20 protein-coding genes and 1 tRNA gene are annotated in these 21,254 nt (G+C 65.5%); 11 read left to right on the top strand and 10 right to left on the bottom strand.

Going from position 1 to position 21,254, the window contains the following annotated elements; genetic code table 11:
- Positions 1 to 173: 173 nt before the first annotated feature.
- From VIM61_13380 to VIM61_13360, 5 genes are all read right to left on the bottom strand, one after another.
- The gene (locus VIM61_13380) at positions 174 to 1,403 is read right to left on the bottom strand and encodes a bifunctional 3,4-dihydroxy-2-butanone-4-phosphate synthase/GTP cyclohydrolase II (protein ID HEY8901397.1); all 1,230 of its coding nucleotides are present in this window, start codon (positions 1,401 to 1,403) and stop codon (positions 174 to 176) included.
- Between the two features lie 42 nt (positions 1,404 to 1,445).
- Positions 1,446 to 2,012 carry an rRNA adenine N-6-methyltransferase family protein gene (locus VIM61_13375; protein HEY8901396.1) on the bottom strand — a complete coding sequence of 189 codons (567 nt, stop codon included), beginning with the start codon at positions 2,010 to 2,012 and terminating at the stop codon, positions 1,446 to 1,448.
- A gap of 89 nt (positions 2,013 to 2,101) precedes the next feature.
- Positions 2,102 to 2,815 (bottom strand): energy transducer TonB, encoded by a 714-nt coding sequence (locus tag VIM61_13370; protein ID HEY8901395.1) that lies wholly within the window; start codon positions 2,813 to 2,815, stop codon positions 2,102 to 2,104.
- Entirely contained in the window at positions 2,812 to 3,222 is a 411-nt protein-coding gene (locus VIM61_13365; GenBank protein ID HEY8901394.1) for a biopolymer transporter ExbD, read from the bottom strand. The genes VIM61_13370 and VIM61_13365 overlap by 4 nt, the downstream gene beginning before the upstream one ends.
- On the bottom strand, positions 3,219 to 3,851 hold the full coding sequence (locus VIM61_13360; GenBank protein ID HEY8901393.1) for a MotA/TolQ/ExbB proton channel family protein: 633 nt from the start codon (positions 3,849 to 3,851) through the stop codon (positions 3,219 to 3,221). Before VIM61_13360 ends, VIM61_13365 begins: the two co-directional genes overlap by 4 nt.
- Positions 3,852 to 4,036: 185 nt before the next feature.
- Between VIM61_13360 and VIM61_13355 the strand changes: the two genes are divergently transcribed.
- The 5 genes from VIM61_13355 to VIM61_13335 all read left to right on the top strand — a co-directional run bounded on the left by VIM61_13355 (position 4,037) and on the right by VIM61_13335 (position 9,904).
- Entirely contained in the window at positions 4,037 to 6,214 is a 2,178-nt protein-coding gene (locus tag VIM61_13355) for a TonB-dependent receptor (protein HEY8901392.1), read from the top strand.
- A 58-nt stretch (positions 6,215 to 6,272) separates the two neighbouring features.
- Positions 6,273 to 7,151, top strand: coding sequence for a phosphate/phosphite/phosphonate ABC transporter substrate-binding protein (locus tag VIM61_13350; GenBank protein ID HEY8901391.1), 879 nt, complete (start codon positions 6,273 to 6,275; stop codon positions 7,149 to 7,151).
- Entirely contained in the window at positions 7,148 to 7,858 is a 711-nt protein-coding gene (locus VIM61_13345) for an ATP-binding cassette domain-containing protein (protein ID HEY8901390.1), read from the top strand. Before VIM61_13350 ends, VIM61_13345 begins: the two co-directional genes overlap by 4 nt.
- On the top strand, positions 7,855 to 8,634 hold the full coding sequence (gene phnE, locus VIM61_13340; protein HEY8901389.1) for a phosphonate ABC transporter, permease protein PhnE: 780 nt from the start codon (positions 7,855 to 7,857) through the stop codon (positions 8,632 to 8,634). The genes VIM61_13345 and phnE overlap by 4 nt, the downstream gene beginning before the upstream one ends.
- A 124-nt stretch (positions 8,635 to 8,758) precedes the next feature.
- Positions 8,759 to 9,904 (top strand): DUF4394 domain-containing protein, encoded by a 1,146-nt coding sequence (locus VIM61_13335; protein ID HEY8901388.1) that lies wholly within the window; start codon positions 8,759 to 8,761, stop codon positions 9,902 to 9,904.
- A 78-nt stretch (positions 9,905 to 9,982) separates the two neighbouring features.
- Here VIM61_13335 and xylB read toward each other — a convergent pair whose 3' ends face one another.
- Positions 9,983 to 11,482: a xylulokinase gene (gene xylB, locus VIM61_13330; GenBank protein HEY8901387.1), complete on the bottom strand. Its 1,500-nt coding sequence runs from the start codon at positions 11,480 to 11,482 to the stop codon at positions 9,983 to 9,985.
- 322 nt (positions 11,483 to 11,804) lie between these two features.
- On the opposite strand from xylB, the gene VIM61_13325 reads away from it, so the two are divergent.
- The 3 genes from VIM61_13325 to VIM61_13315 all read left to right on the top strand — a co-directional run bounded on the left by VIM61_13325 (position 11,805) and on the right by VIM61_13315 (position 14,800).
- On the top strand, positions 11,805 to 12,905 hold the full coding sequence (locus tag VIM61_13325) for a substrate-binding domain-containing protein (GenBank protein ID HEY8901386.1): 1,101 nt from the start codon (positions 11,805 to 11,807) through the stop codon (positions 12,903 to 12,905).
- Between the two features lie 105 nt (positions 12,906 to 13,010).
- Complete coding sequence (locus VIM61_13320; protein ID HEY8901385.1) at positions 13,011 to 14,306, top strand: lactate racemase domain-containing protein; 1,296 nt, start codon at positions 13,011 to 13,013, stop codon at positions 14,304 to 14,306.
- Positions 14,303 to 14,800 (top strand): gluconokinase, encoded by a 498-nt coding sequence (locus VIM61_13315; GenBank protein ID HEY8901384.1) that lies wholly within the window; start codon positions 14,303 to 14,305, stop codon positions 14,798 to 14,800. The genes VIM61_13320 and VIM61_13315 overlap by 4 nt, the downstream gene beginning before the upstream one ends.
- A gap of 74 nt (positions 14,801 to 14,874) precedes the next feature.
- Here VIM61_13315 and VIM61_13310 read toward each other — a convergent pair whose 3' ends face one another.
- The 3 genes from VIM61_13310 to VIM61_13300 all read right to left on the bottom strand — a co-directional run bounded on the left by VIM61_13310 (position 14,875) and on the right by VIM61_13300 (position 17,185).
- Positions 14,875 to 16,161: a DUF445 domain-containing protein gene (locus VIM61_13310; protein HEY8901383.1), complete on the bottom strand. Its 1,287-nt coding sequence runs from the start codon at positions 16,159 to 16,161 to the stop codon at positions 14,875 to 14,877.
- Between the two features lie 14 nt (positions 16,162 to 16,175).
- Positions 16,176 to 16,502, bottom strand: a complete 327-nt coding sequence (locus VIM61_13305) for a hypothetical protein (GenBank protein HEY8901382.1) — start codon at positions 16,500 to 16,502, stop codon at positions 16,176 to 16,178.
- A 606-nt stretch (positions 16,503 to 17,108) separates the two neighbouring features.
- Positions 17,109 to 17,185, bottom strand: a tRNA-Arg gene (locus VIM61_13300).
- 126 nt (positions 17,186 to 17,311) lie between these two features.
- On the opposite strand from VIM61_13300, the gene VIM61_13295 reads away from it, so the two are divergent.
- The 3 genes from VIM61_13295 to VIM61_13285 are packed head-to-tail and all read left to right on the top strand — an operon-like array spanning position 17,312 to position 19,642.
- Positions 17,312 to 17,935 carry a hypothetical protein gene (locus tag VIM61_13295; GenBank protein HEY8901381.1) on the top strand — a complete coding sequence of 208 codons (624 nt, stop codon included), beginning with the start codon at positions 17,312 to 17,314 and terminating at the stop codon, positions 17,933 to 17,935.
- Positions 17,932 to 18,894, top strand: a complete 963-nt coding sequence (locus VIM61_13290) for a phosphatidate cytidylyltransferase (protein HEY8901380.1) — start codon at positions 17,932 to 17,934, stop codon at positions 18,892 to 18,894. The genes VIM61_13295 and VIM61_13290 overlap by 4 nt, the downstream gene beginning before the upstream one ends.
- Before the next feature lie 22 nt (positions 18,895 to 18,916).
- Positions 18,917 to 19,642, top strand: a complete 726-nt coding sequence (locus VIM61_13285) for a lysophospholipid acyltransferase family protein (GenBank protein ID HEY8901379.1) — start codon at positions 18,917 to 18,919, stop codon at positions 19,640 to 19,642.
- 12 nt (positions 19,643 to 19,654) lie between these two features.
- Here VIM61_13285 and VIM61_13280 read toward each other — a convergent pair.
- Positions 19,655 to 21,254, bottom strand: a 1,600-nt coding sequence (locus VIM61_13280; protein ID HEY8901378.1) for a penicillin-binding transpeptidase domain-containing protein, incomplete at its 5' end; no start/stop codon positions are given.

Here is a 21,254-nt window from a genome sequence, read left to right as displayed (position 1 = left end):
CCGATGCGCATCGAGCCCGCCGCGACGCCGCCGGCAATGTCACCGCCGCGTTGCAGAGCCAGGCCGGCGCGACGAACTACCGCTACGGCACGCCCGCAAAGCCGTGGTGGCGCGGCGATCAGTTTGCCGACAGCGCGTTCTGGATTCACGCCTGAGCGCGCGGCGCCGCGTGGCTACAGCAGGTGGCCGAGCTTTTTCTTCTTCGTCGCGAGGTATTTCTCGTTGTGAACGTTCGAGACGCTGCGGATCGGCACCTGCTCGATGATCTCGAGGTTGTAGCCCTCGAGGCCGACGATCTTGCGCGGGTTGTTCGTCATCAGGCGAATCTTCCGGACGCCGAGGTCGTTGAGGATCTGCGCTCCCAGGCCGTAGTCGCGGAGGTCCGGCGCGAAGCCGAGTTTCTCGTTGGCCTCCACGGTATCGAGGCCTTCCTCCTGCAGCTTGTAGGCGTGAATCTTCGCCGGCAGGCCGATGCCGCGACCTTCCTGCCGCATGTAGACGAGCACGCCGCGGCCGGCGGCCTCGATCTGCTCGAGCGCGGTGTGGAGCTGGGGGCCGCAATCGCAACGGCGGGAGCCGAAGACGTCGCCGGTGAGGCATTCGCTGTGCACGCGAACGAGCGTCGGCTTGTCGCCGCCGATCTCGCCCTTCACGAGCGCGAGGTGGTCGCGGCCGTCGAGTTCGGAGCGGTAGAGATAAAGGTCGAAGGTGCCGTAGTCGGTCGGCATCTGGATCTTCTGCTCGCGGGTGATGAGCTTCTCGCTCTTGCGGCGATAGGCGATGAGATCCTGGATCGTGCAGATGCGCAGGCCGTGCTTTTTCTTGAAGCGCAGCAGGTCCGGCAGCCGCGCCATCGTGCCGTCGTCGTTGAGGATCTCGCAAATCACCGCCGAGGGATCGTGGCCCGCGAGCCGCGCGAGATCGACGGAGGCCTCGGTGTGGCCGGCGCGTCGCAGCACGCCGCCGCAGCGGGCCTGCAGCGGAAAGATGTGGCCCGGCTGCACGAGGTCCGCCGGCCGGCCGGCGGAGTCCGCCAGCACGCGAATCGTGGCGGCGCGGTCCTTCGCGCTGATGCCGGTGGTGATGCCGGTCGCCGCGTCGACGGAGACCGTGAAGTCGGTCTGATACAGCTCGCGATTGTGCGCGACCATGCGCTGGAGGCCGAGCTGGGCGGCGCGTTCCTCGGTGATCGGCGCGCAGATGAGGCCGCGGCCGAAGCGCGCCATGAAGTTCACGGCGGTCGGCGTGGCCTTCGCGGCCGCCATCACGAGATCGCCCTCGTTCTCCCGGTCGGCGTCGTCGGTGACGATCACCATTTTCCCGGCGCGGATGTCTTCGAGAACGTCGGGAATGGAGTCGAATTTCGGAGCGGAGGCGCGTTTGGCCGGCTGTTTGGTCGCCATGGTCAACCCAGATTACGCCGACGAGGCGGCGCAGGGAAATGCCTACTTGCGGCAGTAGTAAACGAACGCCGGCGGGAGGTTCCGCAGCACGACGTTCGACGTGCGGGTATTCGGGAAGACGCTCCGCAGGAGGTTCCGGAAATTCTGGCCGCCCGGCATCCAGTGCGAGCCGAAGTAGGCAAACGTCGCGAACGTGCCGCCCTTGCCGAGCACGTCGTGAATGCCGCCGAGGATCGTGTATTGGAGCTTCGGGTCGAAGATCGTCCAGGGCAGGCCGGAGACGATGCTGTCTGCCTCGGTGAATGCGTGCGCCGTCGCGTGATCGCGGAGTTCCGTGGCGCAGCCCTCGACGATCCGCGCATGGGGGAAACGGCCTTTCAGATCGGTCGCGAAATTTGGATTGCGCTCGATCGCCACGAAATGCGCGTCGCGCTTTTTCTGCTTCAGGATGTGCCCGGTGAAGGCGCCCGTGCCGGGGCCGATCTCGAGGATCCGCTCGGCATCGGTGACGCCCGCCTTTTCCACGATGACGCGGGCGAGATGTTTCGAAGAGGGCGCGATGGCGCCGGTGGTGTGAGGGGCGAAGAGGGCTTCCTTGAAAAATTGCATGCGGGCGCGGTGGTCTCGTGGTGGAGGGGGCAAGCGTAGCCGTCCGGCGCCGAATTGCAAACGAGCGTCCTCGGCCGGTCGCGTTTCGATCATCGCCGCAGCGAAAAATTGACCGGCACCTCGACGACGCTGGCGACGGCCTGGCCGCCGACGGTTTTTGGCAGGAAGAGCCATCCGCGCACGGCCTGGAGCGCCGTGTTGTCGAGCACGGCGTGGCCGGAGCCGCGGTGCAGGCTCACGGCCGAGACGCGGCCCGCAGGGGTGACCGACGCCCGCACGATGACCCTGCCTTCCCAGGCGTTGCGGCGGGCGATCTCAGGGTAACGCGGAGCACGGTTGCGCGGTGTGTCGGGCCGGGCTTCGTGCACGGCGCCGGAGGAGCTGCCCGGGGAGCCGCCGACCGCTGGTTTGGCCGAGGCCGCCCTCGGCGCGATTTTTCGCGAAGGAGTCGAGTTTTTGGGCGGAGCCGGGGCTCGGGGCGCGGGCTTTGGGAGAGGCATCTCGGGCGTGGCGACGGGCGTTGGCGGCGGTTCGGCTGCGGAATCCGGGGGGGATTCCGGAGCAGGTTCGGGCTCCGGGGGAACTTCCGTCGGCTCGGGCAAAGGCGCCGGCGGCGGTTCGGGCGGCAGGGGTTCGAGCGGGCGGGCGGCGACAAGTTCCACCTCCGCGGGCGCGGCGTTGCCGGGAGCGGGAGCGGCGACAGGCGCCTGGCGGGTGGGCAGCGCCGTGAAGAGAGCGGCGTGCGCGCCGGCGGCGAGGAGGAAAGCGGCCAGATACCAGCGGCCTGGCCGGTCGGGGGTCATCGCGCCGAGGTGGTTTCGATGGCGACTTTGAGGATGCCGAGGCGGCGCGCTTCGTCGAGAACGGCGACCGCCTGGCCGAATTCCGCCCGGGCATCGCCGTTGATGAAGACGCGCGGTGCGGGGTCGCCGGCCTTGAGCGCCTGGAGCCGGGCGCCGAGCTCCTCGCGGGTGACGGCCTCCTTGTTGAAAAAAAGCGTTCCGTCGGCCGCGAGGGTGACGGTCGCCGGATCGGCTCGCTCCTGCGGTTCGCTGGTGGCCGCAGCGGGGAGATTCACGGGAATGCCCTGGTTTTTGACCATGGAGAGGGAAACCATGACAAACGTTGCCAGCAGAAAAAAAATGATGTCGATGAGCGGGACAATCTCGATGCGCGCTTTGCGGCTGGCCCGGGGCGAGGGAATGGTCATGAAAGCAGGGATTCCGGCGCGGGCGGGCGGGCGAGGTGCAGCTCGACGTGAGAGGCGGCGTCCTGAATCTGGAGCCGGGCTTCTTCGAGCCGGGCGTTGAGGTAGTTGAAGGGGATGAGCGCCACGATGGCGATGCCGAGCCCGAACGCGGTGGCGATGAGCGCCTCGGCAATGCCGCCGGTGATGGCTGCGGGCGCTCCCAGTTCATCGGCCCCGAGCAGGCCGAAGGCGCGAATCATTCCCGTGACGGTGCCGAGCAGGCCGAGCAGCGGGGCGAGGGTGACGACGGTATCGAGAACGCCAATGCCGCGATTGAAGCGGGCAAGCTCCCGGCTGGCTGCGCGCAGGAGGGCGTCGGAAAGCGACTTGTCGCGGTGCGCGAGGCCATAGGCGAGCGTGCGGGCTACGAAATCGGGCGAGCCCCGGCCGATCTGCACGGCGCGGTCGGCGTCTCCGTGCTCCACGGCCCCGAGAATGGCGGCCACGGTCTCCGGCGCGCGGTGTAAGCGTTCGCGCGCGATGAAAATCAGCCGCTCGATGACGACCGTGAGCGCAACGAGCGAGGTGAGCAGCAGCGGCCACATGATCGGGCCGCCTTTGAGAAAATATTCGAGAAAACGATCGTGCACCCGGCGGTTTTAACAGAAGGGCTTTTAGCTTACGCAAGGAGAATGAGACGCAATCTCATAAAATGACTTGTCAAATGAGACATGATCTCATCTTCTGCGCGGCGATTTTTATGAGGCTGTATACCCACTCGAGCAGGAGAGGCCGGTCCCCCCGGCGCGGACGATGGATTTCGGCGGGGGTTTCGGTGCTTACCGCATGCGCGCTCGGCGAGGCGCGCGCGGAGCAGGAGGTCGAGCGGCTCGAGACCGTCGAGGTGGAAGCGGATTACGATACGCAGATCGACGGGCCGTTCCTGCCCGATGTCGAGGGCACCCGCATCAACGCGGGCAAGAAGACCTCGAACATCAAGCTCAACGACCTGCCCGAGATCATCAACGACAACTACCGCCAGGTCGTGGCGAAGACGCCGGGCCTCGTCCTCGCCGAGGAATCCTCCCCGCTGGTGAGCATCGGCTACCGCGGCTACGATCCGCACCGCATGCAGTATTTCCAGGTCCTGGAGGACGGCATCCCGATCCAGGCCGACATGCTCGGCTACCCCGAGTCGTATTACACGCCGCCGCTCGACGCGGTGGAGCGCATCGAGTTCGTGCGCGGCGGCGCTGCGCTCATGTATGGCCCGCAGCCGGCGGGCGCGCTCAACTTCGTGATGAAGAAGCCGCCGCTCGACACGCCATTCCGGCTCGAGTCGATCAATACGGTCGGCAGCTTCGGCCTCTACACGAACTTTTCATCCGTTGGCGGCACCATCGGCCGCTTCGGCTACTATGGCTGGTATGACCACCAGCAGAGCGACGGCTTCCGCGAGGCGAACAGCGACTTTTTCCTGAACGCCTGGGGCGGCACCTTCGCCCTCGACGCTACCGGACCGCGCCGCTGGTATCTCAACCTCACCGCCTACGACGAGGTGCATGGCGAACCCGGCGGCCTCACGCTGAGCGACGGGCCGAATGCGGTGAACTATTCCAAGGACCGCAACGCGACCTCGCGCTTCCACGACCGCATGCGCGTGAGCCGCTACGCCGCGGCGCTCATTCACGAATGGGACGTCTCCGACCGCACTCTGCTCACCTTCCGCGGTTGGTGGGACTACTACCTGCGCTACAGCCACCGCCAGCGTGGAGGCGGCTTTGGCACGCTGCCGACGGGTCCGACCGCGCAGACGAACTCCATCGAGACTCAGCAGTTCTACACCTTCGGCGTCGAGCCGCGCATCCGGCACGATTGGGACCTCCTCGGCCAGACGCACACCTTCACCGGCGGCATGATGCTCTACAACACCTACTCGCCCCGCACGGACGAGCGCGGCGATAGCCCGACCGCCATGCAGGGCGCCGTGCTGAACCAAAGCAACCGCTACAGCTGGTATTATTCCATCTTCGCGGAGAACCGCTTCCAGCTCGGCAAGCTCTCCATCACGCCCGGCGTGCGCCTGGAGAACATCTGGCAGTCCGTTCACGAGAAGGTCAACGTCACGAAATCCAGCTCCGGCCAGGGCCTGAGCAGCGAGACGCTCTACAACTTCGTGCCGCTCTTCGGCCTCGGGCTCGAATACGCGTTCACGCCGGAGATCCAGGCCTACGCGAACGTCTCGCAGGCCTACCGCCCGCCGATCTTCACGCAGGCCGTGCCCACCTCGCCGAACACCGTGGTCGATGGCAACCTCAACGAGAACTTCGTCTGGAACTACGAAGTCGGCTTCCGCGGCGCCCCGCGCTCGTGGCTGTCGTGGGATACCAGCTTCTTCCTCATCGACAGTTCCGACCAGATCGGCACGCGCACGGCCGACAACGGCAACCTCACCGTCATCGAAAACGCCGGCCGCGCCGTGACCTACGGATGGGACCTCGCCACGGAGCTCGATTTCGTCGGTCTCGCCGACGCGCTGTGGAATCGCCCGCCCGCGCCGGTGGACGGCTTGTCGAAGGACGCCAAGGCCGCGGTCGTTCCGCACCGCAGTTGGGTCGAGACCTACGGATCGCTCAAGGCCTATACCGCGCTCACGCTCATGAAGGCGGAGTTCGTGAGCGGGCCGAACGACGGCCGCACGCCGCAATACTCGCCCGACTACATCTTCCGCACCGGCGTCGTTTACGACTGGCGGGGCCGTGTGAAAGTTGCGCTCATGAGCAACTTCACCGGCTCCAGTTACGCGGATGACACGAACACGTCCCAGCGCTTCATCCCCGCCTACGACGTGTGGGATCTCACCGTGGAGGCAAAGGTCTACAAGGACACCGTCAGCGTCATCGGCGGTGTGAACAATCTCTTCGACCGCGACTATTACGCGCGCATTCGCGCCGACGGCATCGACCCCGCCGCCCCGCGCAACTGGTATGCCGGCATCAAGGTGAAGTTCTGATCGACGCGTCGCCCGGAGATTGACACCCCGGGTGGCTGCGAAGCACGTTTCCATTCCCATGCGCAGGCTTTTCCCTTTCCTCGCCGCTCTCCTGTTCACCGCTCCGGCGCTGCCGGCGGCGGGGCCGTTGTCCCTCGACAAGGTCATCCTCGCGTTGAAGCCCGACAAGGACCCCGACCGCATGCTCGCGGAGCGCCGCAAGCTCGGCGAGGCGCTCGGCAAGCTCGCGGGCAAGCCCGTCGAGGTCATCGTGCCCACGTCGGCGGCCGTCATCCTCGAAGGGCTCAAGAACGGCACCATCGACCTCGCCTACGTGAGCGCGACCGAGATGGTGACCATTCGCGACGCCGGGGCCGGCAGCGTGCTGCTCGCGGGCGAGATTTCCGGCCAGCCGCACTACCGCAGCTATTGGGTCGCCCTGAAGGGCAAGCCCTACGCGAAGGTCGAGGATCTGCGCGGCAAGCCCATCGCGTTCAGCAGTCTCACGAGCACGTCGGGCTTCCTCATCCCGATGGTCGATCTCAAAGAGAAGGGCCTCATCGAGGGCGCGGACCCCGAGTCGTTCTTCGGCAAGGGCAACGTGTGGTATGGCATCGGCTATGTCTCCGCCATCGAGCGCGTGCTCCGCGGCGAGGCCGAGGCCGCCGCCGTGAGCTATTACGTGCTCGACGAGGACAAATACCTCACCGCCGAGCAGAAGGCGAAGCTCGTGAAGATCGCGGAGCAGGGGCCGGTGCCCACGCACGTCGTCGCCGCATCGTCCAGGCTGAGCACCGGCGACCGCGACGCGCTGAAGGCCGCGCTGCTCGCGCTGCGGGAGGTCGCTGGCGCGGTGAGCGCCGAAATCTTCTCCGCCGATCTCGTCGAGGTCGATGGCGACGCGCACCTCGCGCCTGTCGAAAAGGCGCTCGAGCTGCTCGGCCGCCGCAAGCGATGAGCGAGCCCCCTCCCGCGCACGTCGAGCTTCGCGGCGTCTGTGTGCAGCGGGGCGGGCGTCCGCTCGTGGACGGCCTCGACCTGCGCCTCTCCCGGGGGACGTTTCTCGCCGTGGTCGGGCCCTCCGGCACGGGCAAATCCAGCCTGCTCGCGTGCCTAGCCGGCATGCTCGAGCCGGGCGCCGGCACGATCACCTGCCGCGACCGCGAGCTGCGCCCCCACACGCCCCGCGAGTTCCAGCGCCGCACGGGCATCGTCTTCCAGCACCTGCGCCTGTCGCCCAACGCGACGGTGCTCGCAAATGTGCTCTGCGGCACGCTCGGCCGGCACCCCTGGTGGCGCACGCTGGCGGGATTCCCGCGCAGCGACCGCGACGAGGCCGCCGGCCTGCTCGACCGGCTCGAGCTCTCCGCCTACGGCCACGTGCCCGTGCGCCGCGTCTCCGGCGGCGAAAGGCAGCGCGTGGCCATCGCCCGCGCGCTCATGCAGCGGCCCGAGCTGCTTCTTGCGGACGAGCCCGTGGCCAGCCTTGACCCGCGCCTCGCCCGCGATGTGCTCGGCCTGTTTGCGGATGGCGCCCGCGCGCACGGCCGCACCGTCGTGTGCGTGCTGCACGACGCCGAACTCGTCGAGGAGATGGCCGACGCCGTGCTCACGCTCAACCGCAAGTCCCCGTCCGCCTGGGAATACCGCGTGATCCGGCCATGAACCCTCCCGGTCCCCTCAGGCCGCCGCGGCTGGGCGCCTTCCACGTCACCCTCGTCGTCGCCCTTCTTGCCGTCATCTTCTCTCTGCCCGCGCTCCGCGGCTCGGGCCGCGATCTCGATCACCTCGGAAACCTGCTGGGCTTTCTCGAGCGGTTCGTGCCGCCGGACTTTTCCAACTGGCGCGAACTCGGTGTCGCCCTGCTGGAGACCTTTCAGATTGCGGTGATGGCCACGCTCTTCGCCACGCTTGCCGCCGTGCCGGTCGCCATCGCCGCCTCGGGCAATCTCGCGCCGCGGCCCGTCGTGCGCTTCGCGCGCTTCCTGCTCGTCTGCATCCGCTCCATCCCCAGCCTCGTCTGGGCGCTGCTCGCGGTGGCCATCTTCGGCGCCAACCCGCTGGCCGGCGTCGTCGGCCTCGCCTGCTACAGCCTCGGCTATCTCGGCAAATTCTTCAGCGACGCCTTCGAGTCCACCGATTCCGAGGTGGCCGAGGGGTTGCGCGCGGTCGGGGCCGACGTGGTGCAGCGGTTTCAATTCGGCATCTGGCCGCACGCGAAGCCGCTGCTCTGGAGCCAGGCCCTGTGGATGCTGGAATACAACATCCGCAGCGCCGCCATCATCGGCTACGTGGGCGCCGGCGGCATCGGCGTGTGGCTGCAGACCTACCAGGAGCTCGCGCAGTGGGACCGCTTCTGCGCCGTGCTCTGCTGCATCCTCGTGCTCGTGCTCGTGCTCGACTACGCCGGTGAGTGCCTCCGCCGGCAATTCGCGAGGTAGGGGACGTCGTCGCCGTCCCACTTCGAATCGCGCCCGATCATTCTCTCAGGCAAATTCCTGAGGGCGAGTTGCGAAGGATCGGGCGAAAGAGGAGGGAAGCCTCCCGAAAAATAACGCCTCACCGATGAAAACGTCCTCCCTCGCCGCCTGCACCCTTGCCGCCATCCTTGTTTTCACCGCCGCCCCGGCGCGGGCGACCACCACCTACGCTCTCACCAACGGCGGCGACATCCTCACCTTCGACCACGCCACTCCGCAGACGGCCACCTCCGTCACGCCCGATGTCGCCGTTGTCGGCGCCTACGTCCTCCTCGCGATCGACATCCGCCCCACCGTGCAGACCACCTCGCCTGCCAATCCGGGCGCCGGCACTCTCTGGGCCATCGGCCGCTCCGGCACCACCTTCCAGCTCTTCGTCATCGACCCCGCGAACGGCGCCGCCACCGCCATCGGCGCGCCCATCCTCGCCGGCATCGATTCCACCCCCGGCGTGAACACCTGGGGCTTCGACTTCAATCCCTCGACGGATCGCATTCGCCTCGTGAACACGGCCTCCACGGACGACAACTACCGCCTGAACCCCAACAACGGCACCCTCCAGGTCTCCGACCCCAGCCTCACTTACATCCCCGGTGATCCGAACGCCGCCACGCCGCCGCAGCTCGACGCCGTCGCCTACACCACCGCAGCCTTCGGCGGCACCTCCACGCTCTACGGCATCGACGTGAACCTCGGCATCCTCGCCCGCGCCGTAAGCGCCGACGCCGGCACCTTCCAGACCGTCGGCTCCCTCGGCGTCGCCATTGACCAGCCGAACGGCTTCGACATCTACCAGAGCCTCGCCCTCTTTTCCGTCCCCACCGTCACCGGCTCCGCCCTTTATTCCGTGAACCTCAGCACCGGCGCCGCCGCCCTCGTCGGCGACTTCGCCCCCGGCACGAACATCCGCGGCCTCGCCATCTCCACCGCCGAGCCTGTCCCCCCGCTCGATACGAAACCCGTCCTCGATATCTTCGGCAAAACCAAGCGCACCACCCGCGTCTCCCCCGCCATCGTCCGCGGCGTTGCCACCGACGAAAGCGGCTCCGTTGCGCTCTCCTACCGCGTCTCGAACCGCTCCGCCAGCTTCTACAACGCCCCCTTCGCCGGCACGAATCCCTTCGCCATCAAGGTTCGCCGCCTGGCCCGGGGCGAAAACCGCGTCACCATTCGCGCCACGGATCCCACCGGCCACAACACCCAGAAGACCATCAGGATCATCCGGCGCTAGGCGCGGGAGAAGAGCCCCCTCCCGCGCCCCGGAAGCGCTTCCGCAGAGCGGATCTCGAAGGAAAGAGAAACTTGAAAATCAAAGGAGGTGTTTATCGGTCAGTGCCTGGCGAAGGCGGCTCGCCCGGTCGGCCGATTCCCGGTAGATTGTGCCGACCGATTCCTCCGGAATGGCGCGCGAGGATTCATCGCAACTGACGAAATCCGCGGTGAACTCGCCCAGCGTCTGGCTGTCACCCGCTTCCTGCCCAGCCTGCCAGGCAGCCTGGAGAGCTGCGCCAAAGCTCGCGCCTTCCCCGTTTGCCAAACCGACGACCGGCACCCCGAAGATGTCGGCGCACAACTGCCGCCAGGAACTGCTGTTACTGCCGCCGCCCGTCACCCGAATCTCGGTCGGGCAAATGCCGAGATCGCGCAGACGTTGCAAGCCATGCCCGAGCCCGAGGGTCACGCCCTCGATCGCTGCGCGAGCAAGATGCACGGGAGTAAAGTTCGCGACGGTCAGGCCGTGCAGGACCCCGGAGGCACCGGGCAAATTCGGAGTGCGCTCGCCGCTGAGGTAAGGCAGCAACAGCAGGCCGTCACTTCCGGGAGGAACGGTCCGGATCGCGGTGTCGAAGTCTTCGTGGCACCAGGAGAAGAGGTCGCGGACCGCTTCCGTGACAAGCGTGACGTTCATCGTGCACACCAGGGGAAGCCAGTGGTCGGTGGAATCGCAAAAGGCAGCGACCTCGCCACGCGGGTCGACCGCCGGGATTTCCGAAAACGCGTAAAGCGTGCCAGACGTCCCCAGGCTGGCGGTGACGACGCCGGAGCTGGTATTGCCCGTGCCGATCGCACTCATCATGTTGTCGCCTCCGCCTGCGCTGACGAGCACCGGTCCCTCGATCCCCCATTCGCTCAAAAGGCTTCCACGAACGCGACCGACCGCCTCGGTGGAAGAGCCCAGCGCAGGCAGCTTCGAAGCAAGGTCGGCGGCGAGGAAATCCACGACCGGCTCGCACCAGCGGCGCGTCCGCACGTCCAGAAACGCCGTGCCGGAGGCGTCCCCGTATTCCATTCGCTTTTCGCCGGTGAGCCAGAAATTGAGAAAATCGTGCGGCAGGAGCACCGAAGTGGTCCGAGCCCAGTTGTCGGGCTCGTTCTGGCGAAGCCAGAGAACCTTCGACGCCGTGTAACCGGCCAGCACCGGATTGCCCGTGAGTTCCAGAAGTTTCTCCGGACCTCCAAAATGGGCGTGGATCTCCTCGCACTGTGCCGTGGTCGAAGTGTCGCACCATAGCTTGGCGGGGCGAACAACCCTGTTCGCTCCGTCGAGGACGACGAGTCCGTGCTGTTGCCCGCTTACCCCGATACCGCGCACCTCATTCTTACGAGATCCAAGCTGCTCGAGAACGCTACGGATGGTGATGTTTGCGGCTTCCACCCAGTCGTCCGGATCCTGTTCCATCGCGCCGGGTGAGCTGGATGGCAACATGCGGTGATTGCTTTTCGCGGACGCGAGCAACTCACCGCTCGCGCGGTCGATTGCCACCGTCTTTGTGCTCTGGGTTCCACAGTCGATACCGAGAAAAATCATAAGTTAGGCAGGGTTCGATGATTCGATTTTTTGAAAAGGCTTCCCCTCGATCTCCTTCAGCACGAGGAGTATGGAGATGGGGACGGCGGAAATGGAGGCTACACTCATCAGGTTCGGGGGGGCGCGGGAGAAGCAGGGACCGGCTGTTCGATCATTGAAGAGCGAGGACCGGAAGATATGCAGCGATGATGAAGAATTTCCGAAGACATGCCACCGCGTTTTGCGGGTTTCCCCTGTTGAATTGCGTCACATCGACTCCTAAGGTCAGCTCGTGTCAGTGCGCTTTGCGGTCGTGATTTCGGACGAGTTTCTCCGACGCTTGATGCCCTCGCTGGCCACTCTCGCGCAGCAAGGGACGGAACTCCGCATTATCGACGTCCATCGTTCCTTTGCGCAGATTCGGGCCCTTCTCGAACAGAGCCGCCCGGCCGGGGTCATTACGGAATGGATTCCCGGAACGACCGAAAAGATTCTGGAGCTGGGCTTTCCCACCGTGATTGCCGACACGGACTACATCTACCAGGGCGCGGTCAGCATCGATGTGGACGACATCGCCGTGGGAGCGACGGCCGCCGAGTATTTTCTCGGGGCGGGGTATCAGAACTACGCCTTTGTCGGGGTGGACCGTCCGTATTCCCGTCAGCGGCTGGATGGCTTTCGCGACCGGCTGCGTCGCGACAACCAAAGCTGCACCTGCTATCACGAGAAGGAACCCCGTAACCGGCATTACATGGAAATCTGGCAGGAACCGTCCGCCAGTCTCCGGGAGTGGTTGCAACGGCTGCCCAAGCCCATTGGCATCTTCGCGGCGCACGATCCGTTGGGGCGACTGATTTGTGAAGCAGGGCGCGAAGCGGGCATTTCCATCCCCGAAGAGATCGCGGTGCTCGGCGCGAATAACGATGAGCTCGTCTGTGCGCTGAGTCACCCTCCGCTCTCGAGTATCGAGATCCCGTGGAACCGTATTGGTTCGGCGGTGAGCGAGTGGATTCACGCGCTTGGGAAAAAGTCTCGAAAGTTGGCGATGCCCATTCTTTTTCCTCCGGGAGGAGTGAAACAGCGGCAATCCACGACGCTCCTCGCGGTGGAGGATGACCAGCTCCGCCGAGCGCTCCAATACCTTCGGGAGAAGTTTCCGGAGTCCATTTCCATCGAGATCATGTGCCAGGATCTGAGGATATCCCGACGCTCGATCGAGCGGCGCTTCGTCGAGCTCTTGAAGGCCACGCCCTGGGATGTGCTCAGCCGGATGCGCGTAGATCGTGCAAAAACCCTGCTCGTCGCAACGGATCAGCCGATCTCGATCATCAGCGAAAAATGCGGATTTGCCGACCCGGAACGATTTGCGGTCGTCTTTCGGCGTTATGCAAAGATGAGTCCCTCGCAATTTCGCAAAGCTTCGCAAATCTCAAAACACCCGTGAGCCCGAGGAGGATCGGTCCGTCGTTCCCTCGCACCGAAGTTTTCGCCGGGAGATCCCGATGCGTTCCGGCTCGAAGTTCCGTCGATCTCCGATCACGATAAATTCATGCAACCTACCGTCCTTTCCGAAATTGCCGCCGCGGGCGCCAGCGTCACTCCCGAGCGGGTGAGTGCTCTCGTCTCCGAGGCCTGTCCCGTCGAGCGCTATCGGGGCCGACGCGTCCTGCTCATCGTGCCGGATGCCACCCGCACCGCGCCCGTTGGGCTGCTTTTCAAGACGATCTACGATCGGATCGGCGCGACGACGGCGAAATGCGACGTCATGTTCGCACTCGGCACCCACCCGCCGATGAGCGAGGAGGCCATGAACGCCCGGCTCGAGATCACGCCCGAGGAGCGAGTTTCCCACTACGGCCGCGCCCGGTTCCTCAACCACGAATGGGACAATCCCGACGCGCTCCAGGCGATCGGCACCATTTCCGCCGCCGAGATCAGCGCGCTCACCAGCGGGCTTTTCGCGATGGACGTCGAGGTGAAGGTGAACCGTCGCGTCTTCGATTACGACGAGCTCATCATCGTTGGCCCGGTGTTCCCGCACGAGGTCGTCGGTTTTTCCGGCGGCAACAAATATCTTTTCCCCGGCGTCAGCGGTCCCGAGGTGCTGAATTTTTTCCATTGGCTCGGCGCCGTCGTGACGAACCCGATGATCATTGGCAACAAGTGGACCCCCGTTCGCAAGGTCGTCGACCACGCGGCTTCGCTCGTCACCGTGGACAAGCTCTGCTTTTCGATGGTGGTGAAAGGCGCGGATCTCGCCGGGTTGTTCGTCGGCACGCCCGAGCGCAGCTGGGACGAGGCGAGCGAACTCTCGCGCCAGCTCCACATCGTCTACAAGGACAAGCCGTTCCACACCGTCCTCTCCTGCGCGCCCAGGATGTATGACGAACTCTGGGTCGGCGGGAAATGCATGTATAAGCTCGAGCCCGTTGTCGCCGACGGCGGCGAGCTCATCATCTACGCCCCGCACATCCACGAGGTGAGTGTCGTCCACGGCCACCTCATCGAGGAACTCGGCTACCACTGCGTCGACTACTTCCTCACGCAGTGGGACAGGTTCAAGGACTATCCGTGGGGCACGCTCGCGCATTCCACGCACGTCCGCGGCATCGGCAGGATGATCGACGGCGTGGAGCATTGCCGCGTGCGCGTCACGCTGGCCACCGGTATCCCGCCCGAGACCTGCGCGAGGATCAACATGGGTTACCGCGATCCCGCGACGATCGACATCGAGAGCTTCGCCGATCGCGAAGACGAAGGCGTGCTCCTCGTCCGCAAGGCGGGCGAAATGCTTTACCATCTGCGTGAACAGCCGGAATGGGCCGGCGGCAGTCTCCCGAAATGAGTGCGATCACCGGTCTTTTCATTGTCATGGGTGTCTCCGGCTGCGGCAAAAGCAGTGTCGCCAGCCTGCTCGCCGATCGCACCGGAGGCCTTTTCCTGGATGCCGACGATTTCCATCCCGCCGCGAACAAGGCGAAGATGGCCGCCGGCATCCCGCTCAATGACGACGATCGCTGGCCCTGGCTCGATGCGCTGAGCGCCGAGTTGAGGGCGCAGGCCGCGGCCGGACGCACGGTTTTTCTCGCCTGCTCCGCGCTCAAGCAGACCTATCGCGACCGACTCGTCGCGGGGAATCCCTCGCTGCGCTTCATCTATCTGAAGGGCTCGCGCGAGCTCATTCTCGGCCGCATGCAGGCGCGCGAGAACCATTTCATGCCGCCCGCGTTGCTCGACAGTCAGCTCGCGACATTGGAAGAGCCGGTGGACGCCATCACCGTCTCCATCGAGCCGCCGCTCGAGGCGATCGTCGACGAAGCCCTTCGCCGTCTGTCGTAGAACCGAAAACGCGGGTGCCGCCTGCGCCGCACCCGCGTTCGATCAAAGGCTGTCCGGGGTAGATTGCCTGCACCCTATCTGCCAAGAAGCGAAAATCCGGCATGGAGAATCAGCCCCACGAATCCGCCGATGATCGTGCCGTTGAGCCGGATGAATTGAAGGTCACGGCCGACCATGGTCTCGAGGCGGCTCGAGATTTCCCCGGCATCCCAGCCCTGGATCGTCGTCACGACCAGATCGCGGACTTGCGGGCGTGCGGACAGCATGCTGGCAAGCGCGTGGGCGCCGATGAACTCGTTGAGTTCCTTTTGCGTGTCGGGATTCTCCGAAAGATGGGCGGCCAGGGTGTCCAGGGCCTCGCGGAGACGCGCGCGCAGGACCGAGTCTTCCGCCGCGCAATCCTGAACCAGGAACGCCTTCACTTCGCGCCAGGCACGCAGCGAGAAATCGTCGATGGCCGTGCTCGCGAGCATCGCCTCCTGCACGCTGCGGATGCGCGCGGTCATTTGCGGCGAGGATTTCAGATCTTCGATTAGCGCGCCGAGCTTTGCGACGAAGGCCGCCTGCAGGGGATGCTCCGCGTCGTGCAGAGCTTCCTCGAGCACGTCACGGACTTTTTCGATGGTGCGCTTCGCAACGGCGGAGGCCAGGGCGTCCTTGAGCTGGTCGAGGACGGGCTCGATGCGATGGAATCCCGGAAGGTTCCGGAGAAATTCCATGGGCACCGGAATTTCCTCGCGGATCTTCTGCTCGATGAGCTCGCGATTGGAAAGGATCAGCTCCTCCGCCGATTCCAGCATCGTCCGGAAAATCTGTCGGTCGCGCCCGCTTTGCACCAGCGTGCCAAGCCCGCTGCCAAGCAAGGGCCCGAGCGGCACGGTCTCCATGAAAGCGCGCGCCCGCCCGGCGAGAAGACGCGCGAGTTCCTCGTCAGGAATTCCCTCGAGGATGCGCGGCGCGTGGGCGGCGGCCCGGCCGGCGAGGAAGTCGGTATTCTCGCGCAACCATCGCGAGAGAGCGCCGGCATAGTCGAAGGCCTTGACGCGCGGCGCCAGCTGCTCCTCGGTGAGAAAACTGGAAACGACGAAGTCGGCGAGCGAGGCCGCGAGGCGATCCTTGTTGTTCGGCAGGATGGCCGTATGGGGATTCGGGATTCCCAGCGGATGCCGAAAGAGGGCGACCACGGCAAACCAATCCGCCAGCGCGCCCACGGTGGCCGCCTCGCAGAAGGCGCGCAGGTAGCCGAAGGCCGGATGACCGCCCTCGAGCCAACGGGCGGCGATCATCCCGACGAACACGATCAGCAAGGCGCCCGTCGCGACGCGACGCATGCGCACAAACTCCACGGCGGGATCGCTCATCCCCGTGGAAAATATCAGACCGCGCCAGCGACGCCGAAACCGGCGTGGCGCAGAACGCCCTCGATGTGCTCCCGCACCTCCTGAAGGCGCTTTTTCGTCAGCAGAGCCCTGGTCCATACGGGGCCACTGCCAAACACCTCGACCTTTTCGTCGTGGAAGCGGGCATGCCAGGTCACCGGGCTGGTGACGAGCTGGAGCACGGGGCCCGAAGCCTCAGTCCAGGAGTGGGAAATCTCCATCGGAAACCGGTGCGCGTTGTCCGAGAGAAATTGCGTGATCGCCTCGCGCCGCGGCTCCGTGAGCGGAGAATCGATCGAGATATCGTGGAGTTTCTCGGTCATGCCGCGACAAATACCGGGATTCAGGCCGCTGACAAGGCCGGGCGACTGGAAAGCGGCGAACCTTGACGACCGCGTGCGGTTCGATGCGGCGGGGCTGGCGGACCGTCAGCGGCTTCGATTTCGGAGCGCGTTTGGCCCGGGCCCGCGGAGCCGGGAGCTGACGCTCGATCGCTGCGCGCTCGCGTCCCTCCGGATCCCAGAACCCCAGCACGATCTCGCTGAGGTCGAAGCCCGGCTTCTCGAGAAGCAGAGCCAGAATGTGCGTGGAGTGGGGCCAGCGGGCGCCCACCACAACTCCGGCAAGAAGCCCGTCGCGATCCAGCCCCGCGCGAGTCGGGTGCCGATTCCCGCGGCGATCGTCCCGGTTCCGCCTCCGGCGCGGTATTTCCTCGCCCGCGATCCTGATCAGATCACCATGGGCGAGATCGTCCGCTATTTCGACGGTTATCTCGCTCCCCTCGCGTGCGTGTCGGTCACGGATTACAAATGCTGTTCCCAAGAGTCCGTTTGCCGTTTCCGACACATGTCGGGAAATGCGGGCTTTCCCGATCATCGAAATCGACCTCCTGGAAACTCGCTAACTTCCGGGGACTTACCGTAAGGAAATGGTGCAGCCGGAAGGACTCGAACCTTCAACCTTCTGATCCGTAGTCAGATGCTCTATCCAATTGAGCTACGGCTGCGCGGGAGTGGAGAATTAAGCGGAATGCCGACGGGGAGTCAAATTGGAAAAATGATTTTTCTTGGAGGCCGTCTCGCGCTCGCCGGGCTGGTGAATGCGGCGGGAATTGGGCAGACTGAAAGCTTCCATGGTTGATCCTGCCTCTCGCCGTCCGCTCAAATCCCGCGGCGTCCCTGTCTTTCAACGGCTCGCGGCGACGCTGGCATCCGCCGGCGTATCGGCGGACGCCATCTCCGCGGCCGGACTGGGCTTCGGCGTTGCCGGGGGAGTCGCGCTGGTGGGCACGGCGCATGTTTCCGGAGCCGCGCAGGTCGCGCTATGGCTCGTGGCTGCCGCGCTGGTGCAGTTGCGGCTGCTGGCCAACATGCTCGACGGCATGGTGGCGGTGGAAGGAGGACGAAAGTCGAAGTTCGGACCGCTTTGGAACGAAATCCCCGATCGGGTGAGCGACTCCGCGACGTTGATCGGCGCGGGCTACGCGTTCGGCAGCGTGCCGGAATTTGGCTGGCTGGCAGCCCTCGTGGCGATGCTGACCGCCTACATTCGGGCGATCGGCGCGCTGAACGGGGCGGGCGAGGCGTTCCTCGGCTGGTTCTCGAAGCCGCGGCGGATGTTCTTCGTGACGGTCGCGTGTCTCGTGAGTGCGGCGGGATTTGCGCACGTGGCGATGACGGGGGTGCTCGCCCTTATCGTGGCGGGCAGTGCGGTGACATGTTTGCAGCGCCTGCGCTGGATCGGCGGAAGACTATGAGTGCGTTTGCGCATCCCGCGACGGTCGGTATCACGGTTTTTCTGGCAGCGTTGCTGATCGTTACGCCGGTGATTTTCGAGGTTCTGCAGCGATGCGGCCGATTGACGCCGACGCTGCGCAAGGAGCTTTATGCGCGCTATTTTTCGTGGCTGGTGCTGGTGCCGCTGATGGTGGTGCCGATCCTGCTCGGACGCCTGTGGACGATCGCCGCGCTCGGGCTGCTGAGCATTCTCGCGTATCGCGAGTTTGCGCGCGCGACGGGCTTTTTCCGGCATCGAGGCCTGAGCGCGATGGTCGCGCTCGGAATTGGGCTGATGATCTTCGCGATCGCGGACCACTGGTATGGTTTCTTTGTCGCGTTGCCTTCGCTGGTGGTCTCGTTGCTGGTGATCGTGGCCGTCGGGGCGGATCAGCCGAAGGGGTATCTGCAGCGCGTGGCGATCGCGATCTTCGCGTTTCTGCTGTTTGGCGTCTGCCTCGCGCATGTGGGGTATTTTGCGAACGATCGCAACTACCGACCGATTCTCCTGCTGATCCTGCTCTGCGTGGAGATCAATGATGTGTTCGCGTTTTGCTGCGGAAAACTTTTTGGCCGGCGCAAGCTGGCGCCGCACACGAGCCCGGGAAAGACCTGGGGTGGTGCGCTTGGGGCGTTCGTGCTGACAACGGCGTTGTTTGCGACGGTCGGCAGCTGGGTCTTTGCGGGCACGGTGCTCGCTGCACCGGTGCATCTCGTGACGATGGGCGCGTTGCTTTCCTTCACGGGGCAGCTCGGGGACCTCGTGATTTCGAGCGTGAAGCGCGATCTCGGCATCAAGGACATGTCGGCGACAATTCCGGGCCATGGGGGATTGCTCGATCGTTTTGACAGCTTGCTCTTCGTGGGGCCGGCATTGTTTCATTACATCGGCTTTTTCATGGGCGTGGGGCTCGATCAAGCGGCACGAATCTGGCTTTGAAACGGATATGGCAGGGAATCGCATGAACGATTGGATTTACAAACCGGCGGCGGATCTCGGTCTTGGCGTGGCGGAGCGCTGGCGTAGCCTGAACCGGGAGGGCGGTCTGCTCTCTACGCTCGCGCATCGCGGGTGGACGTTTTTCATCGAGAGCTATCTGCGGGTTTTTCATCGCTTCGAGGTCGAGGGGCTGGAACACGTGCCGACGAGTGCGCCGTTCGTCGTGGTGGCGAATCACTCGAGCCATCTCGATGCCCTGGCGCTCGGCGTGGCGCTGCCCCGCCGGCTGCGGGATTTCGCCTTTCCGATCGCGGCGGGAGACACTTTTTTCGATACGCGAGCGAGCGCGGCGCTTTCGGCGATTTTTCTGAATGCGCTGCCGATGTGGCGGAAGAAATGCGGACCGCACGCGATGGAGTCGTTGCGTGAACGGCTGGTCGCAGGGGACGCGATTTACCTGCTGTTTCCGGAAGGAACGCGGGCGCGGGATGGCGTCATGATTTCGTTCCGTGCCGGAATCGGGATGCTCGTGGCGGGCACGAATGTGCCGGTGGTGCCGGCGTATCTCGAGGGCTGTTTCGAGGCATGGCCTCCGGGCGTTCGCTGGCCCCGGCCGGGCCCGGTCCGACTGCGGTTCGGTGCGCCGTTGTCATTTCCCAACACGGAAGACAGTCGCGAAGGCTGGCACGAAACGGCGGAAGCGCTTTACGAGGCCGTCGCGGCGCTGGCGCCCTCGAAAGTCGAGTAGGCTCGCGAAGACTCATTCGACGGTGAATCTTGCCGTGCGCTCTTCGTCGGCGGAGCGAGCGGTGAGCGTCCATTCGCCACGGGTCAGCGGGATGGCGGCGGAGCGGAGCGGATGGCCATTCAGGAACCATTCGCAGACAGATGTGGTGCTGAGTGGCGTAAGCGTTTGCTGGCCGGCGGGCAGGTGGGCGCTCCATTCGAAGACGGCGCCGTCCCGCGGGAAGACGATCTCGAAGTTTTCGCTGCGGGCGATGGCGCCGAGTCGGTTTTCGCCGCCGGCGCACCATGCGGCATATTCCGGCGGAAGGACGAGGGTGTCGCGGCCATCGACTTTCGCATAGTGCGAGGCGGCGCTGGCTTTTGGCTCGGTGCCGGGAAGAAACCATTCGTGGACGGTGGGTTCGTCCGGGCGAGGGAGCAGGCCGGTCTCGGCGGCGACATCGGCGACCGCAAGCTGCGGGCCGGCCGTGGGCGCGGGCAACGGGGAGTCGCCGCGGTCGAGGAGATAACGCATCATCGATGACCACAGCGGCGCGGCGGCGCGCACGGCGAGCACTTCGCCGAGGGACTTGCCATCGAGGTTGCCGGCCCAGACGGCGACGGTGTGCTCGCGATCGAAGCCGACGCACCAGCGATCACGGAATCCCGAGCTGGTGCCGGTTTTGACGGCGACGCGCTGGCCGAGGTTCAGCGGCGAGTTTGGTCCAAAGCTGAGGCGGCGGGCGTCGTTGTCGCAGAGGATGTCGGTGATGATCGCGCAGGCGGCTGGGGAGGCGAGGCGCGCGCTCTCGATGGGCTCGCTGGCGAGGGCGCGGCCGCTCCAGGCAATCCCGCCGCGGGCAAGGCCGGCGTAGGCGGCGGCGAGATCGACGAGGCGGATGTCGGCGTTGCCGAGGATGAAGCCGGCGCCATAGGCGTCGAAATTCCTGGAGAAGACGAAGCCCCAGCGGCGGAGGGAATTGAAGGCGTCGCGCGCGCCGAGGCGGCTGGTCACGACGACGGCGGGCACGTTGAGCGAATTCCCGAGGGCCTCGCGGGCGCGGACGGGGCCGTAGCTGCGATGGGTGTAATTCTGCGGGTCGTAGTCGGCGTAGGTTTCGAGGACAGCCTGGGGCGTGTCGGGCAGGAGCGTGGCGGCGGTGATGAGGTGGCGCTCGATGGCGGCGAGGTAGATGAAGGGTTTCAGCGTGGAGCCGGAGCTGCGCGGGGTGAGGGCGGCATTGATGGCGGCGTGCTCGGCGCGGCCGGAGCTGGCGAGCGCGCGAATGGCGCCGGTGGAGTTTTCGATGACGACGATGGCGGCGTCGCCAATGCCGAGACCGGCGGCATTGCGAAGGTGCTCGTGAAGCAATGTCTCGGCGACATGCTGGAGATCGAGGTCGAGCGTGGTGCGAATCCGGGGGGAGGCGTCGGAACGGGTCTTCAGGCGGGTCTGCGCGAGGGCGGCAAAGTGTGGGGCGAGGTTCTCGGGATCGTGACGTTCGACCCGAGGCGGCGTGGCGAGAAGTTGCGCGGCGGTGATGCCGGGGGGAAGCAGGCCCTGGCGGGCGAGGTGCGCCACGTTGCGCTCGTAACGGCGGCGGGCGAGCTCGGGATGTTTCCAGGGATTCAGG

The sequence above is a fragment of the Chthoniobacterales bacterium genome (assembly GCA_036569045.1).
Taxonomy (GTDB): domain Bacteria; phylum Verrucomicrobiota; class Verrucomicrobiia; order Chthoniobacterales; family JAATET01; genus JAATET01.
The sequence above is the reverse complement of the archived record's forward strand: the minus strand, read 5'-3'. Positions and strand labels throughout refer to the sequence as shown.

Excerpts from the sequence above, each read along its gene's own strand:
- VIM61_13350 (HEY8901391.1), top strand. The coding sequence starts at position 6,273 with ATGCGCAGGCTTTTCCCTTTCCTCGCCGCTCTCCTGTTCACCGCTCCG.
- VIM61_13310 (HEY8901383.1), bottom strand. The coding sequence starts at position 16,161 with ATGAGCGATCCCGCCGTGGAGTTTGTGCGCATGCGTCGCGTCGCGACG.
- VIM61_13285 (HEY8901379.1), top strand. The coding sequence starts at position 18,917 with ATGAACGATTGGATTTACAAACCGGCGGCGGATCTCGGTCTTGGCGTG.
- VIM61_13380 (HEY8901397.1), bottom strand. The coding sequence starts at position 1,403 with ATGGCGACCAAACAGCCGGCCAAACGCGCCTCCGCTCCGAAATTCGAC.
- VIM61_13325 (HEY8901386.1), top strand. The coding sequence starts at position 11,805 with ATGCCCTCGCTGGCCACTCTCGCGCAGCAAGGGACGGAACTCCGCATT.
- VIM61_13335 (HEY8901388.1), top strand. The coding sequence starts at position 8,759 with ATGAAAACGTCCTCCCTCGCCGCCTGCACCCTTGCCGCCATCCTTGTT.
- xylB (HEY8901387.1), bottom strand. The coding sequence starts at position 11,482 with ATGATTTTTCTCGGTATCGACTGTGGAACCCAGAGCACAAAGACGGTG.
- VIM61_13315 (HEY8901384.1), top strand. The coding sequence starts at position 14,303 with ATGAGTGCGATCACCGGTCTTTTCATTGTCATGGGTGTCTCCGGCTGC.
- VIM61_13375 (HEY8901396.1), bottom strand. The coding sequence starts at position 2,012 with ATGCAATTTTTCAAGGAAGCCCTCTTCGCCCCTCACACCACCGGCGCC.
- VIM61_13370 (HEY8901395.1), bottom strand. The coding sequence starts at position 2,815 with ATGACCCCCGACCGGCCAGGCCGCTGGTATCTGGCCGCTTTCCTCCTC.
- VIM61_13345 (HEY8901390.1), top strand. The coding sequence starts at position 7,148 with ATGAGCGAGCCCCCTCCCGCGCACGTCGAGCTTCGCGGCGTCTGTGTG.
- VIM61_13295 (HEY8901381.1), top strand. The coding sequence starts at position 17,312 with ATGGTTGATCCTGCCTCTCGCCGTCCGCTCAAATCCCGCGGCGTCCCT.
- VIM61_13290 (HEY8901380.1), top strand. The coding sequence starts at position 17,932 with ATGAGTGCGTTTGCGCATCCCGCGACGGTCGGTATCACGGTTTTTCTG.
- VIM61_13320 (HEY8901385.1), top strand. The coding sequence starts at position 13,011 with ATGCAACCTACCGTCCTTTCCGAAATTGCCGCCGCGGGCGCCAGCGTC.
- phnE (HEY8901389.1), top strand. The coding sequence starts at position 7,855 with ATGAACCCTCCCGGTCCCCTCAGGCCGCCGCGGCTGGGCGCCTTCCAC.
- VIM61_13305 (HEY8901382.1), bottom strand. The coding sequence starts at position 16,502 with ATGACCGAGAAACTCCACGATATCTCGATCGATTCTCCGCTCACGGAG.
- VIM61_13365 (HEY8901394.1), bottom strand. The coding sequence starts at position 3,222 with ATGACCATTCCCTCGCCCCGGGCCAGCCGCAAAGCGCGCATCGAGATT.